The organism is Clostridium omnivorum, assembly GCF_026012015.1.
GTDB lineage: Bacteria > Bacillota > Clostridia > Clostridiales > Clostridiaceae > Clostridium_AX > Clostridium_AX omnivorum.
Window position 1 is genome coordinate 3,767,501 of the sequence record NZ_BRXR01000001.1, and the last position, 14,211, is coordinate 3,781,711.

At 31.9% G+C, this 14,211-nt stretch carries 13 protein-coding genes, 1 tRNA gene and 2 rRNA genes (1 of these 16 running past the window's edge); 12 read left to right on the forward strand and 4 right to left on the reverse strand.

Going from position 1 to position 14,211, the window contains the following annotated elements; translation table 11 throughout:
• The 3 genes from bsdE14_RS17805 to rrf all read left to right on the forward strand — a co-directional run.
• A 23S ribosomal RNA gene (locus bsdE14_RS17805) occupies nt 1-569 on the forward strand (it extends 2,339 nt beyond the left edge of the window).
• A gap of 51 nt (nt 570-620) precedes the next feature.
• A tRNA-Asn gene (locus bsdE14_RS17810) sits at nt 621-695 on the forward strand.
• A gap of 4 nt (nt 696-699) precedes the next feature.
• A 5S ribosomal RNA gene (gene rrf, locus bsdE14_RS17815) occupies nt 700-816 on the forward strand.
• A 292-nt stretch (nt 817-1,108) separates the two neighbouring features.
• On the opposite strand, the gene bsdE14_RS17820 is transcribed toward rrf, so the two are convergent.
• Complete coding sequence (locus tag bsdE14_RS17820) at nt 1,109-1,615, reverse strand: metallophosphoesterase family protein (protein WP_350339562.1); 507 nt, start codon at nt 1,613-1,615, stop codon at nt 1,109-1,111.
• Between the two features lie 285 nt (nt 1,616-1,900).
• Between bsdE14_RS17820 and bsdE14_RS17825 the strand changes: the two genes are divergently transcribed.
• The 7 genes from bsdE14_RS17825 (at nt 1,901) to bsdE14_RS17855 (ending at nt 9,945) form a co-directional block, all read left to right on the forward strand.
• Nucleotides 1,901-2,113, forward strand: a complete 213-nt coding sequence (locus bsdE14_RS17825; RefSeq protein ID WP_264851349.1) for a hypothetical protein — start codon at nt 1,901-1,903, stop codon at nt 2,111-2,113.
• A gap of 117 nt (nt 2,114-2,230) precedes the next feature.
• Nucleotides 2,231-3,139 carry a 3'-5' exonuclease gene (locus bsdE14_RS17830; protein WP_264851350.1) on the forward strand — a complete coding sequence of 303 codons (909 nt, stop codon included), beginning with the start codon at nt 2,231-2,233 and terminating at the stop codon, nt 3,137-3,139.
• A 36-nt stretch (nt 3,140-3,175) separates the two neighbouring features.
• Nucleotides 3,176-4,684 carry a transcriptional repressor LexA gene (gene lexA, locus bsdE14_RS17835; RefSeq protein WP_264851351.1) on the forward strand — a complete coding sequence of 503 codons (1,509 nt, stop codon included), beginning with the start codon at nt 3,176-3,178 and terminating at the stop codon, nt 4,682-4,684.
• 155 nt (nt 4,685-4,839) lie between these two features.
• Nucleotides 4,840-5,754 (forward strand): ABC transporter permease, encoded by a 915-nt coding sequence (locus tag bsdE14_RS17840; protein WP_264851352.1) that lies wholly within the window; start codon nt 4,840-4,842, stop codon nt 5,752-5,754.
• Nucleotides 5,755-5,769: 15 nt separating this feature from the next.
• The gene (locus tag bsdE14_RS17845; protein ID WP_264851353.1) at nt 5,770-7,329 is read left to right on the forward strand and encodes a hypothetical protein; all 1,560 of its coding nucleotides are present in this window, start codon (nt 5,770-5,772) and stop codon (nt 7,327-7,329) included.
• A 126-nt stretch (nt 7,330-7,455) separates the two neighbouring features.
• Nucleotides 7,456-9,027 (forward strand): hypothetical protein, encoded by a 1,572-nt coding sequence (locus tag bsdE14_RS17850; protein WP_264851354.1) that lies wholly within the window; start codon nt 7,456-7,458, stop codon nt 9,025-9,027.
• A gap of 123 nt (nt 9,028-9,150) precedes the next feature.
• A complete protein-coding gene (locus tag bsdE14_RS17855; RefSeq protein WP_264851355.1) occupies nt 9,151-9,945 on the forward strand; it encodes a class I SAM-dependent methyltransferase in 795 nt (264 codons plus the stop codon).
• Nucleotides 9,946-10,088: 143 nt separating this feature from the next.
• Here bsdE14_RS17855 and bsdE14_RS17860 read toward each other — a convergent pair whose 3' ends face one another.
• The 3 genes from bsdE14_RS17860 to bsdE14_RS17870 form a co-directional block, all read right to left on the reverse strand.
• Complete coding sequence (locus bsdE14_RS17860) at nt 10,089-11,258, reverse strand: SH3 domain-containing protein (protein ID WP_264851356.1); 1,170 nt, start codon at nt 11,256-11,258, stop codon at nt 10,089-10,091.
• A 232-nt stretch (nt 11,259-11,490) separates the two neighbouring features.
• Nucleotides 11,491-11,829 (reverse strand): EamA family transporter, encoded by a 339-nt coding sequence (locus tag bsdE14_RS17865; RefSeq protein WP_264851357.1) that lies wholly within the window; start codon nt 11,827-11,829, stop codon nt 11,491-11,493.
• Nucleotides 11,822-12,184 carry an EamA family transporter gene (locus bsdE14_RS17870; protein ID WP_264851358.1) on the reverse strand — a complete coding sequence of 121 codons (363 nt, stop codon included), beginning with the start codon at nt 12,182-12,184 and terminating at the stop codon, nt 11,822-11,824. The genes bsdE14_RS17865 and bsdE14_RS17870 overlap by 8 nt, the downstream gene beginning before the upstream one ends.
• A 140-nt stretch (nt 12,185-12,324) precedes the next feature.
• Between bsdE14_RS17870 and bsdE14_RS17875 the strand changes: the two genes are divergently transcribed.
• Together bsdE14_RS17875 and bsdE14_RS17880 are read left to right on the forward strand one after the other, a co-directional pair.
• Nucleotides 12,325-12,573, forward strand: a complete 249-nt coding sequence (locus tag bsdE14_RS17875; RefSeq protein ID WP_264851359.1) for a DUF3892 domain-containing protein — start codon at nt 12,325-12,327, stop codon at nt 12,571-12,573.
• 192 nt (nt 12,574-12,765) lie between these two features.
• Nucleotides 12,766-14,175: a UDP-N-acetylmuramoyl-tripeptide--D-alanyl-D-alanine ligase gene (locus tag bsdE14_RS17880; protein WP_264851360.1), complete on the forward strand. Its 1,410-nt coding sequence runs from the start codon at nt 12,766-12,768 to the stop codon at nt 14,173-14,175.
• Nucleotides 14,176-14,211 lie beyond the last annotated feature (36 nt).

Genomic DNA, 14,211 nt, shown 5'->3' on the forward strand with positions numbered 1-14,211 from the left:
GCAGAAGGGAGCCTGACTGCGACACCCACAAGTGGAGCAGGGACGAAAGTCGGGCTTAGTGATCCGGTGGTACCTCGTGGGAGGGCCATCGCTCAACGGATAAAAGCTACCTCGGGGATAACAGGCTGATCTCCCCCAAGAGTCCACATCGACGGGGAGGTTTGGCACCTCGATGTCGGCTCGTCGCATCCTGGGGCTGAAGTAGGTCCCAAGGGTTGGGCTGTTCGCCCATTAAAGCGGCACGCGAGCTGGGTTCAGAACGTCGTGAGACAGTTCGGTCCCTATCCGTCGCGGGCGTAGGAAATTTGAGAGGAGCTGTCCTTAGTACGAGAGGACCGGGATGGACTGACCTCTGGTGTACCAGTTGTTCCGCCAGGAGCACGGCTGGGTAGCTATGTCGGGACGGGATAAACGCTGAAAGCATCTAAGCGTGAAGCCCACCTCAAGATAAGATTTCCCATAGCGTAAGCTAGTAAGACCCCTTGAAGAACACAAGGTTGATAGGTCAGGGGTGTAAGCGCAGTAATGTGTTTAGCTGACTGATACTAATAGGTCGAGGGCTTGACCAAATATTCTTAATCTGTTCAGTCTTGAGAGAATAACATTCTTTCAGTAAGTTTTCCGTGGTAGCTCAATGGCGGAGCATTCGGCTGTTAACCGAAGGGTTGGAGGTTCGAGTCCTCTCCACGGAGCCAGTTATCTGGTGGTAATGGCAAGAAGGTAACACCCGTTCCCATTCCGAACACGAAGGTTAAGCTTCTTAGCGCCGATGGTACTGCAGGGGAGGCCCTGTGGAAGAGTAGGACGTTGCCAGGTTAATGGAAACACTAAGCATAAAAGCTTAGTGTTTTTTTCTTATTTCTGCCTCCCCTTGGTACGACGGGGTAACAGAACCAAGCCAGCTGCCACTGGCTAAGTTACCCGTGAAAGTGCATCCAGCACTTTCACCTGCAGGGGAGGCCCTGTGGAAGAGGCAAAAGGTCTAAATGACCTTTTGCGGGCAGTAGTTAACGGGAGTTAACAGGTTTTATTGCCCAGTGCTGCGTAAGCAGGACGCTGCCAGGTTAATAAAAAGCATTAAGTTTAAATACTTAATGCTTTTTTCTTATCATATTTTAGTGAAGAATTTCATTTCAGCACTAATTGAATTTTTATCAATGGTAAGTATAATATATGAAAACCAAGGTTCCTTCCTTTTCCTAGACAGGGAGCCTGGATTTAACAGTAGGGTTTTATTTTTAGTAAAAATAGAAGGCTGATGGCTATGACCAAATATTATAATATCAGCATTATCATCCTTAAATATCTCAATGGCTCGTTCCGGAGTTGTTTTTTTATCACCATGACCATGAAATATGCCTATTTTTTTACCTTCAACATTTATAATCTCTTTTTCATTTAAAACAGATCTTACAGGTCGTTTATCAACATTGCCCCATACTCCAATAAACTTTTTACGACTTTTTATTAGCTCTATTACTTTACAATTAGTGTAGTCACCAGCGTGAATTATAAGGTCCACATCGTTAAAATACTTATCTATATATTCAACTATTTTTTCGGGATGTTTATCAAGATGTGTATCTGACATTATTCCAATTTTCAAAGGTATCACCAACTTTTCGTTATTTTGATAGTAATTATAGGGTTCTTTAGTATATTTGCATTTAAGGGTTTTATTAATTCGTGAAATTACTACATATCAATTGTGTTTTGCTATATGAAGCAGTGCATATGTTTAAGTGCATTACTATTTTTATAATATTCTATGCAAATTTAAATGGTTACAAGCAAGTAAAAAGCAAGTATTGTTATTTTTAGTTAAAAAATTCACTGCAAATAAAAGCTAGTGGATAGGAGCATAATATATTTGATAACTATTTTATTAGGAGGAGAAAATATGCATAACAGAAGCCATATAGATATGGAAAAATTAAATAAAGTTCCTGTTGGACACCCTTTTGAATATAAAGATATTGCAAGTGAAGAATTGCCATTAGAAGAACATACTGAGGATGGAAAAAGATTTAAGGATGAAGTAGAAAGTGGAGTGTATAGAGAAATAGTCATTGAAAAGGATACTGGAAGTCATTTGCTTTACAAAAAGCTATAATTATATGAAAAGCTTATATCTGCATATGTTAGATATAAGCTTTTTATATGATTATTTTAATAAACAGAATTCTTAATTTAGCTTTGATATGTTATAATAATTTGGAAGGTGAGTGACATGAATTATGTTATAATTGACTTAGAATTTAATAATATGAGAGAAATAGACAAGTATTATCCTGACTATTACAATGAACATCCGGAATATGAAAATATTAAGTGTCCAAATGAAATTATTGAAATAGGAGCAGTAAAGTTAGACAGGACAATGAAACAAATGGATACCTTTAAGGTTTACATAAAGCCAGAAATATTTAGTTTTTTAAATCCTAGGATTACAGAAATAACAGGCATTGAAACCAAAGATTTAGATGAGGGAACAAATTTTTATAATGCTATGGAAATGTTTATAAACTTTGTTGGACAGGATGTTATTATTGGTTCTTGGGCTAAGGATGATATAGTGGAACTTATCAGAAATGCAGATTATTATAATTATAAAAACTTAGATTGGCTTAAGGAATATATTGATATTCAGGAATATTGTACAAAGGTTCTAGCACAAAAGAAGCCTATAAGTTTAAAAAATGCTTTAGATAGATTTTATATAAGGATAAAAAAAGATTTACACGATGCCTTAAATGATGCTGTATATACTGCTGAAGTATTTAAAAGAATTTATAATGATAGAATAGTTAAAAGTTATATTATTAGAGATATAAAAAATATGCCATCTATAGAGATAAGGGATTATTCAAATTTTAAGTTAGATGAGAGTAAAATAGATGAAAGTTGTCCTAAATGTAGTAGCCATATATATATGGAATATCCATTAAAACTTTTTGGATGGAGATTTATTGGACTAGGTAGCTGTGAAAAATGCAGCAGCAAGGTACTTCAGAAGATTGTAGTTAAGCAGACCTTAGCAGGTGATAAAGTTTATGTAGAAAATAAGAGACTGATAAGCGAAAGAGAATACTTAGATTATATATATCAAATTGAAAATAACAGGATAGTAAATGAATGATAGTAGTAGTTTATATATTAATAGGCGGTGAAAAGGATGAAGTTAGACGCAGCACAAGAGAAATTAGTTAAGAGCAAGCCTTGCAGCATAAGTTTTATTAAAGGTGGAGAGTCATCAGGAAAAACTACTGCTGCGGTTTATAGAGCACATTATTTAAGAAATAACTATTGCCTTTATGATAATGATAATATTCTTATGCTTGTAAGAGATGAAGTTGAGAAGAAAAAGGTTATTGAGTTATACGATTCCATTAAGCAGTGGAGTTATATGCAGTATATGACTTTATTCACAGATAACAGAAGTTGTCTAGAAGTTCTAACAGAAAAAGAAATGATAAATAAGTTTCTAGATATTAGCAAATATAATGAATCAAAAAAAAGCTGCATTCTAATAGATACGAATGTAAAAAGAAATATTGTTAGTGAGTGTATTTTAATACTGAAGGGTAGATATAAAAGATCAAAGCTTCTAAAAAATTCATATACAGATTTTCTAATAGAGGAACTAAGTTGGATTAAATCCTGCAACTATGATAATTTAGAAAATTATCAGGGTGCTGATAGAATAGGAAGAAAGGCTTTAAAAGGTAAAGGGCCAAGCAGGTTAATGAAGAATTCCAATGGAAGAGAAGTAGTATTTGAACTCTTTAAAATGTATAATGAAAAGCTTAAGGAAAGAAATTATATTGATGAAGAAGATAGAATTATATATATACTTAATTATTTGAGAGAAGCTACAGATAGATTAAAATATACGCATGTAATAGTTGATGGCAGTGAAAGGTTAACAAAGGCTGAGATTGAGATTATGAAAAATCTTTGTTCAAATAAAACCTATTCAAGTTTGCTGTTAATTTTAAATACTGAAGCGGAAGATAGTAAAAATGCTTGGATTCAGAGAAATAGAAAATATAGCAAATTAGGATTTGAAGCAGTTCCAAAGGCATTTTGGCTAAGACATAAATTTGAAATCAATAATGCTGCTAAAGTATCAGATGGTATTAGCATCAAGGAGGATAGTGGAAATCTGATGTTTATAGAAAATTATGAATATCTTGATATACGTCATAGAAGAAAATATGATTTTACTATTGATACTAGTAATATTGGAGAGGTTATTATGAATAATGAAGCTGAACCTGAGGTATATCGAGATAATGAAGTAAAACAAATTCCAATGTACAGCGATATTGCTGCTGGTGAGCCAATATATATTAATGATGAGCTTGAATCTAATTTTTATATACCAAACTTTTGGCTTAGAGGAATGAGAGATTGCTTTATCCTTAAAGTCAAAGGTGATAGTATGATAGGAGCAGACATTAATGATGGGGATTTTGTAGTTATTCAAAAGCAATACTCAGCTCAAAATGGAGATATAGTAGCTGCTGACTTGGATGGTAGTGCTACATTAAAAAGACTAAGTATAAAAAAAGACATAGTAATGCTTTTACCAGAGAATAAAAAATATAAGCCTATAGCTATGAATGAAGATAACTCCTCAATATTAGGTATTGCAATAGGTATAATAAAGAATAAACATTAAATAAAAAGCTGAAATCTCAATAAAGATTTCAGCTTTTTATTTAAATTAGGATTATTTTGAATTATTTGACTTATTTGGGCAAACAATGTTACAATACTTGTGTTTGCAAAACTATCTTTTACATAAGGTTGATATCATGGGGAGGGGGAATTACTATGGAAGAAGCTTTAGAAGATAAGTTCCGTATAGTTGGTGGACAAAACCTTTGCATAGAGGAAGAGGAAGTGTTTAGTACATCATACTGGAAAAACACTAAAAGAAAATTGCTAAATAATAAAGTTGCTATTTTATCAATAATAATTTTGGCTGCAATTCTAGCATTAATATTTATTGGACCAAAGATATTTCAATATGGTATAAATGTACCTAACTTTAAGTTGAAGAATGCTAAACCAACATTAGAACACCCATTCGGAACAGATTTTCTTGGAAGAGATATATTTGTTAGAGTTTGCTATGGAACACAGACAACACTACTTATAGGGGTTTGTGGAGCACTTTTAAATACAGCAATAGGTTCGATTTTTGGAGCTGTTTCTGGTTTCTTTGGCGGACTGACAGATAATATAATAATGAGAATTGTAGAAATATTACTTTGCATACCTACTTTTATATTAGCAATAGTGATATCAATGTTTTATAGGTCTGGAGCCATAGCGCTTATAATTGCTATTAGTATTAATGGATGGTGTAATGCAGCGAGATTAATTAGGGGACAAACTCTTCAAATATGCAACCAAGAATATATTATGGCAGCTCAAGCCTTAGGAGCGGAACCAGCTAGAATAATCACTAAACATCTTATATCAAATGTAATTAGTATTATAATTGTATCTGGTACACTTGAGATTCCATTAGTTATGCTAAGCGAGGCCTTTTTAACTTTCATAGGATGTGGTATTGCTGAACCACAAATAAGCTTAGGGCTTGTTACTAAAATAGGATACGATAATTTTATCTTCTATCCGTATCAAGTTATTATACCTGGCTTATTTATGACTTTAGTGATACTTTGCTTTAATTTAATTGGTGATGGGCTTAGCGATGCACTAGATCCAAGCATTATTTAGTTTGGAGGGGGTTAGGTGTATAAGAGAGCTTTAATATCGATTAGCTTGATTTTGTTTATATTAATATTTGGAGTTCATTTTTACTTTAACTTTAAAACTAGGATTGAGCCTCCATCTAATGAATGGTCTAAAGAGGCTTTGCTTGCTGAAGGAAGCATTCAATGTAGTCCAAAGCTAATTAAGTTTAAAGATAATTATATTGTAGTTTATAGTGACGGCAAAAACATTAAAGTACTTAAGGTTAATACTATTGGAATAAAAACAGAGGAAAAATCTATTCCAATAAAGGATGGTACAATAAAGGATATTCATTTGTTTACTAATGACAATGATTTATTTATGGTTTCTGAAATAATTGATGGAAAAACAAAAAAAGTACTTTTTTTAAAAGGAAATGATACTTTTGAATTTAAGGAAGCTGAAACAATTCCTAATGTTTCTGATGTAGTACAAATCGATAAGTATGCAATGGCTCTATCACAGAATAATAAAATAGAGTTTATTAATTTCAAAGAGAATCAAAAGTGCTTTAAGGATGTAGCTAAAGAGAGATTCTTAATGGGAAGTAAAAATAAGGATGGGTATATATTATGTTATTTAGTTGATACCGGAGAGTTTGACTATGTAACTATTAAAGATGGTAAAATTAGTGATCCAAAGCTTGGCGGATATACAAGTGAAATGACTAGAATTAATTTTCTAAGGACAACAATGATTGTCAATGACAATATTGCTAATGTTTTAATTGAATATAAATTTAGAGATGAGTATGCTGGTGCAAGGCTTTTGACATTCTCGTTAAATACTAAAAAATATGACAATAGTGAATTTAAGCTCAATGGAGAACAGAGGATAATATCCAATATTGAACAGTTTTCAAAGGGTAGTGAAAATAGTATTCTAGCTACCGCGTCTAGAACTATTGGAAATAAAAAGGTTTTTGAGGATATAGTAAAATTTGATACAAAAAATGGTGCTTTTGTGAATGCAACTCCGCTTTCTAGATCAAAAGAGATATCTCTATATGCAAATGGTAGTGAGGATACTGCCATATTTTGCGATATAATAGGCAAAGATAATTTGAAATTGTATATGGTTTCTACCAGAGAGGATTTTAAAAAAGCAAATAGCACTATAAGAAAAGATGAGATCAAATTAGCAATAGAAGATACTTTTCAAAGTCTAATATATAGTGTAGGTTATATTATTATATACGGTATGTTTTGGATACTTCCAAGTTTGTTTATAGCTGTGATACTTACAGTATTAGAGTATAGGCTAAATAAAAAAATGAGACAAAACGCATTTATACTATTATGCATAGCTGCAACTTTAATAAAGTGGTATTTTATACATAAGATATCTTATGTAAGATATGGAATGCTGCTTCCACAACTGCTAAATCCTTATGTGGGTTTAGGAATATGTGTATTAATTAGCTTTGCTTTCTTTATGCCGGCGTATTTTAAATATAAAAAGGAGGAAGGCTACAGAGTTATTATGCTGCCTTTTTCTGTAGCTCTTATTTTGGAAAGCTTTTTAACTGTAATGTTTTTTGGCTCTTTTCTAGTGTAGGGATATCCTGATAAATCTATAATTGTACAAAATTAATTTAATTAGGAGTAGAAATATTTTATAAATGTGCGATAAATTATTTATTTATTTCATTTATGAGGTTAATGGAAAGTTGGAGGAGGAAAAATGTTTAAAAAATCAATGATTGGGTTAAGTATAGTAATGCTCATTGCTATATTTAGTATTAATTTTTATTTAAACTTTAAGCTAAGAGCAGCTCCACCATCCAATGAATGGTCTAAAGAGGTGCTACTTACTGAGGGAAAGATTCAAAGTCCTAAGCTAATTAAATATAAGGACAGTTATACTGTAGCTTATGGAGATGGCAAAAATATAAAAATAATTAAGGTGGATTCTATTGGAAGGAAAATTGCTGAAAAAGTTATACCAATAAAATCTGGTAAATTAAAAGACATTTATTTATTTACAAATGATAAGGACTTATTTATGGTTTCACAGATAATTGTTGGTAACTCTCAAAACATTGTTTATTTAAGAGGCAATGAAAATTATGATTTTGATGAAGTTGAAACAATTCAAAATGTTTCTGAGGTAGTACACATTGATAATAATGTGATGGCTCTAGGATTTTGGAATAAAATCGAATTAATTGATTTTAGGGAAAATAAAAAGGCAGATATAAATGTATATGATTACAGATTTTTAATGGGAAGTAAAAATAAAGATGGATATATATTAGCGTATCTAGCTAGTAACGGGGATATTCAGTATGTTACAGTTAAAAATGGTAGAATTAGTGAACCAAAGATTGGTGGAATTCTACCTGAAATTACTTATACATATTTTCAAAAAGCTACTCTCATTGCAAATAATAATGATGTAGATGTATTAATGGAGTATAAATATCGGTTACCTGGTTCTCCTGGTGAATTTATTGATACAAAGCTTTTAACTTTTTCATTAGATTCTAATAAATATAATTCAGGGCCGGTGAGAGTTAATGGGGAGAACATAGTGCTTTCAAATATTTCGCAGTTTTCAAATGGAAAAGAGAATAGTATTTTAGCTACTGCATCAAGAGACTATGGTAAAAAGAAAAGCTTTGAGGATATACTGAAATTTGATGTAAAGAATGGCAAGTTTGTAAAGACTACACCTCTTTCAAGGTCCAATGAGTTATCTGTGGAAGCAAGTGGTAGTGAAGACACCGCCGTATTTTGTGACGTTTTAAGTAGTGATAATTATAAACTTTATATGGTTTCTTCTAGAGAAGACTTTAAAAAGGCTAATAATACTGTAAGAATAAATGAACTAAAATTGGCCTTGGTAGACACTTTAGACAGTATGATATATAGTTCAGGATATATTATTATCTATAGTATGCTGTGGGTATTACCATGCTTGCTTATAGCTGCAATTCTAACAGTGCTAGAGTATAGATTAAGTAAAAAAGGGAGACATTTTGCGTTTATATTTGCTTGTATTATAGCAACATTAATAAAATGTTATTTTGTTAATAAAATATCCTATGGGAGATACAGAATGATGCTTCCACAACTTTTAAGCCCATGGGCAGGAATAGGAATTTGTATATTGATTAGTGCAGTCTTTTATATTCCAGGGTATTTTAATTATAAAAAAGATGAAGGGAATATCACAATATCATTACCTTTTTCTGTGTCTCTTTTCTTAGAAAGTTTTTTTACAGTAATGCTTTTTGGTTCTTTTCTTGTATAAATAGAAGCTCGGATATTCCGGGCTTTTTTTATTATTTTATTTGATTATTTACTTTAGAATTGAATAAAAATATGTAAGAATATATAATTAAATATAACGGCTATTTACTTAGGAGGATTTTACATGAGCTTTGAACTAAATGAAATAAATAAAAAGGCCTGGAATCAAGATACATATGATGCTTGGATTGAGAGATTTGGAGATCCAGAAGATTGCGCTGAAAGAATTAAAAAAAATCCAAGTGCAAAGCTTTATCCAATATATGAATTTTTTGGAGTAGTAAAAGGAAAGAATGTAATGAACTTAATGGGTTCAAATGGAACTAAAGCTGTAGCGTTAGCTTTACTGGGAGCAAATGTGACAGTTGTAGATTTTTCAGAGGAAAATGCTGCTTACGCAAAGGATTTATCAGAAAAAGCAGAGGTTAAAATTGACTATATTGTAAGTGATGTATTGGAATTACCTATGGAGGATTTATCACATAAATTTGATATTGTGTTTGCAGAACAAGGAATTTTGCATTATTTTACTGATTTGCAACCATTTATAGATGTAATTAAACAACTTCTTAAGGAAGGTGGAACTGCTATCATTAGAGATTTTCATCCCGTATCAACAAAACTTATCTCGTCAAGGGGAAGTACAGCAAAAGTACGAAAGCATAAAGTTATCGGTAATTACTTTGATACTACAATAGAAGAAAGGGATAGTGCCTTTTCAAAATACATAAAGGATTCTGAAGAAAACAAAGAGCTTATTAAAGTGAAATTAAGAAAATGGACTTTGGGGGAAGTGGTTACAGCTGTAGCTAAGGAAGGTTTAGTCATTGACGTGCTAAGAGAAGAGCCTAACTTGTCTTCTGAGGTGTTTGATAAAGGAATTCCTAAAACATTTACTTTAGTAGCTCATAAGAATTAACTGACGTTTCATTAGATTTTTGTTTGGCCTAATATAACTGTTATAACAGTAAGTATCAATTAAATATAAAAACAACAAAAAAAGATTCGCAATTTACGAATCTTTTTTATTGCATTAGTAAATGATAATCAGACTTATCTAGATTAGTATATATATTTTAAATAACTCTTGTATGCCCATCCTTGTATTCCATTTATACTAATTTTATACCACTCAGCATTAGAAGAAGAATCTAATACTTCAGCGTATTGATTTTGATTTAAAGTGCCTAAAATAGTTGAAGCAGCATCTGGAGTAGTTCTTACATTAAGCATATATGCATTGTTTAATGCAACATATTTGGAAGCAGGAATTGATGAAAGGGTATTTCCCCATATCCATCCAATCTGACCATTATAGTTTATTTGAAACCATCCTGAATTTGAACTTATCAAATAAACTACTGTATTTTTTGGTACAGTGCCAATTAAGGCAGATGAAGTAGTTGGATTTGCTCTAAAATTTGCATAGTAATTTACATTTGAAACTTTAGCATAACTGCCAGAATTTAAAGTAGTACTATTTGGACTTTGAGTAGGTGTAGCTGAGTCTTCAATAATATTTACATATCTACCTGCTACATATCCATTATTTATATCATCCATAGTAATAAAGTATCTTTTTGTACCCTGAATACCACCAAAAACCTGATCAGGAGTAGATTCATACGTGAAGGCACCATTTATTCCATTTAAAGTACCCCACTTATCAAAAATTACAACATGATCTCCAGGTCTGTCCAAAATATCCATGTGTTTGAGATCGCTAGTAGATATTTTAGTGAAATAGGCATTAAACATAGTTGAGGTAGATATTTTTGAATCATTTATATTGAAAACTGCTTGTACAAAACCGGAACAATCAATGCCAGCGGTACCAGGAATTAATCCGTAACCGGCCTCAGTATTTACATTTCCTATATATGCTCCCTTATCAACCGCATCTAAAAAATTACTCCAATTTGCAGAGTAGGAATGAGAATCTAAACCGTCTTGGCCACCCCAGTTATAAGGAATACCTGTTATAACTCCACTATCTATATTCTGCAGCTGATTAGGTTGTGTTATGAAGCTTGAGTAATTTACATTCGGAACTCCGTTTTTACTTCTATTATAAGTCCATTTTAGGTCCATCATGTTTATAGCTCTGCTTTCAGCACTAGATCTTGAAATTTGTGTTTGTGTAGCTGCATACACATTTTTATATGAAAATAGTGAGAATGAAAATGTAAATGTAAAGCCTAAAGCAAGAAGTATATATTTAGTTTTTTTCATGTGAATATTCCCCCTGTTTGTATGATAATTAAATATGATTCATTCCCCAGTAATGAAGATTATACGGAGATTCTGATGGTTATTCAATAATCAATATGTGGTATGATGAGTAGTTCTCTTTCAGTTTTGGAATTTAGAGTAGAATCAGGGGGCAGGTAGAAGAGTAAAAAGGCTAAGACTACGGAAACAATTAGTTGTTTTATAGTCTCAGCCTTATAGATTAATTAGGCATTTAACTGGAAAGGCCTAATATTATTGCACCGATTATTATAAAAATAATTCCTAGTATCTTCTTTAAGGAAATTTTCTCTTTTAGTAAAAAATAAGATATAAAAATAGTCCAAACGTAAGTTATTGATGTAAGTGGAAGTACTACAGTATAACTTAATCCCTTAAGAACAATTATATTTAGAATTGCTCCTATTACATAAAATGTTCCACCAATATACAAAAAAGGGCTAAATAATATTTTAAGCAATGAGCTAGAAGTGGAAGTAGCTTTTTTGAAAAAGTATCCACCAAATGCCCCAACAAGGGTAAACGCTATACATAATAAAAAATACTTATACATCTCCGCCTCCAATAAGTACAACACCAATCATAATGATTGCAATGGCAATCAACTTTAATGGTGTGATTTGTTCATTTAATACAGCAGTACCAAGAAAGATAGCTATAATATAGCCGAAACTAAGCATAGGATGAATAACAGATAAACTTCCATATCTAAAGGCCAAAATCATCAATACTGCTCCAAGACCATAACACATAAAGCCAATGAGTAATAGCATAATATTTGTTCCATTAGATAACTTCCAAAATAGTTGTCCAACTGCAGTGAAGATAGAAGCTATTAAAATTAAAATTATGCCTTTAAGATTATTTTTTATTGATAAGGTAAATTTATTTAAAAACTCTTGCACCATTTTCACCTCTTTGATAATTAGTAATTAACTTTTATATTATAACACAAGGTTTTTGAAAACAATATATGTAATAGTAAAGTGTGTAGTGTTTATGCCAAGTATATTATTTAGTTTATGTAAAATAATATATTAGAGGAGTGATGAAAATGAATGAAAAAGAAAACAATAACATGAGAATAGTGAAAGTTAAAAAGAATTCTGATGGGGACATAACTGATATAATGCTTAATGATGGTGCTGTCTATTCAATAGATGACGCTATATCAATGGCTAAGCACGGTACAATTTTAGGCGTTAACGTAGGTCAAGCGAGAAATGGAAGAGAATATTTAAGAAGTAACCCCAATGGGCAAGAAAATGACAATTTAGACAATCTTCCAACTTTCTAATTTGATAAGTTTTCTATGAAGATAATATTTATAGAGTTCATATGCTGCATGCACATGGACTCTTTTTGTTATAAAAATTATTCTTATTAAGTTTAAAACAATTGTAGCAGTGTCATAAATTCAATACTTACATAGACTGTACTAAAAAGATATGGAGAAGTTTATGTGCGGGAAAAGGGGAGGATGATTTTTTTGAGAAATTTTTATCCTAAAGAATTAGAAAGGCTCTTAGTAGGTAAAATAATATCCTGGCAAGAAGATTGGCCAATAAAAGTCATTTCTGATGATATTGACGATGAACCGATAGAAAATAGCTTGTTTTTCCTATTTGAGGAATATGACAATGAGGAGGAATTATGCTCATGGCTTAAAAAAGGTGGGGTTAGGGGTGTTGTGGTAAGAAAGAATAGTAATCTGAATGTGGACAAGTGGAAAAGAGCCGGGATAGGAATAATAGAGGTTGATAGTATAAATAACGCGTATGTTTTAATTGCAAAAGAATATAGAAAGCAGTTTAGAGTTCCTTTTGTACAAGTTATAGGGAGTTCAGGTAAAACTACCACCAAGGAAATGATTGGCTCAGTTTTAAATGCAAAATATCCATCACTAGTTGGATACAACAATTTTAATGCACCTGCTGGAGTAGCCTATAATTTACTTTCAATGAGAGATAAATTTAAGGCAGCAGTTTTAGAGGTTGGTATGAAGGGACCAGAAATAATGAGATATTCAACTTCATTAATAAAACCAGATATAGTTGTTCTGACATGTATTCATAGGTCTCACTTAGTTGAATTAGGTTCTATTGAAAACATCATTAAAGCTAAAGCTGAAGTGCTTGATTATTTAAAACAAGAAGGAACTCTTATAATTAATGGTGATGATGAAAATTGCAGAAGATTTCCACTAGATAAATTTAGAGGACAAGTTTTACGCTTTGGGTTTTCAAAGGATTATGACATTTGGGCAGAGGATATAGAATGCAGCAATTTTATAACTACTTTTAAAGCTGTAGGTAACAATTTTATAGTTCCCTGTACTATTAATACCTTTGGCAGATATAATGTTGCAAATGCACTAGCAGCAGTATTAGTAGGTATACAATTAGGACTTTCATCAGATCAAATTGAGAGGGGGATTCAGAATTTTAAGACTCTAAGTGGCAGACTTAAAGTTTATAAAGGAATTCAAAACACTATACTAGTGGATGATAATTTCAATGCGAATCCTGATTCAACATGTCTTTTTATAAGAGAAGTTCCTAATATAAGCATGAACAGACCAGTGGTTTTGGTAATGGGGGATATGGAACGACCAGATGAAAATATAGAAGAGTATGCAAGGAAAGTTCATTACAAAATTGGGGAAGAACTAGCGAGTATAGAGTTTCAGCATTTAATTGCTGTGGGAAAATGGGCTAAGCATTATATAGATGGAGCAAAGAATAAAGGAGTAAATCCTTTAAAGATGAGTTATTATACTTCGGTAGAAGAGGCAAGCAAAAACATCGAGGAATATATTATAAGAGATGCATTAGTTCTTTTCAAGGCATCTAGTTATACTCCAGTTAAGAAATTAAGAGAAATTTTAGAAGAAAAATAATAACTATATTTTAATTTCCTTAGGAAATTTGGGGGA

Coding starts and splice junctions, on each gene's coding strand:
- bsdE14_RS17825 (WP_264851349.1), top strand. CDS start 1,901: ATGCATAACAGAAGCCATATAGATATGGAAAAATTAAATAAAGTTCCT.
- bsdE14_RS17875 (WP_264851359.1), top strand. CDS start 12,325: ATGAAAATGAATGAAAAAGAAAACAATAACATGAGAATAGTGAAAGTT.
- bsdE14_RS17870 (WP_264851358.1), bottom strand. CDS start 12,184: ATGGTGCAAGAGTTTTTAAATAAATTTACCTTATCAATAAAAAATAAT.
- bsdE14_RS17860 (WP_264851356.1), bottom strand. CDS start 11,258: ATGAAAAAAACTAAATATATACTTCTTGCTTTAGGCTTTACATTTACA.
- bsdE14_RS17840 (WP_264851352.1), top strand. CDS start 4,840: ATGGAAGAAGCTTTAGAAGATAAGTTCCGTATAGTTGGTGGACAAAAC.
- bsdE14_RS17850 (WP_264851354.1), top strand. CDS start 7,456: ATGTTTAAAAAATCAATGATTGGGTTAAGTATAGTAATGCTCATTGCT.
- bsdE14_RS17855 (WP_264851355.1), top strand. CDS start 9,151: ATGAGCTTTGAACTAAATGAAATAAATAAAAAGGCCTGGAATCAAGAT.
- bsdE14_RS17865 (WP_264851357.1), bottom strand. CDS start 11,829: ATGTATAAGTATTTTTTATTATGTATAGCGTTTACCCTTGTTGGGGCA.
- bsdE14_RS17830 (WP_264851350.1), top strand. CDS start 2,231: ATGAATTATGTTATAATTGACTTAGAATTTAATAATATGAGAGAAATA.
- lexA (WP_264851351.1), top strand. CDS start 3,176: ATGAAGTTAGACGCAGCACAAGAGAAATTAGTTAAGAGCAAGCCTTGC.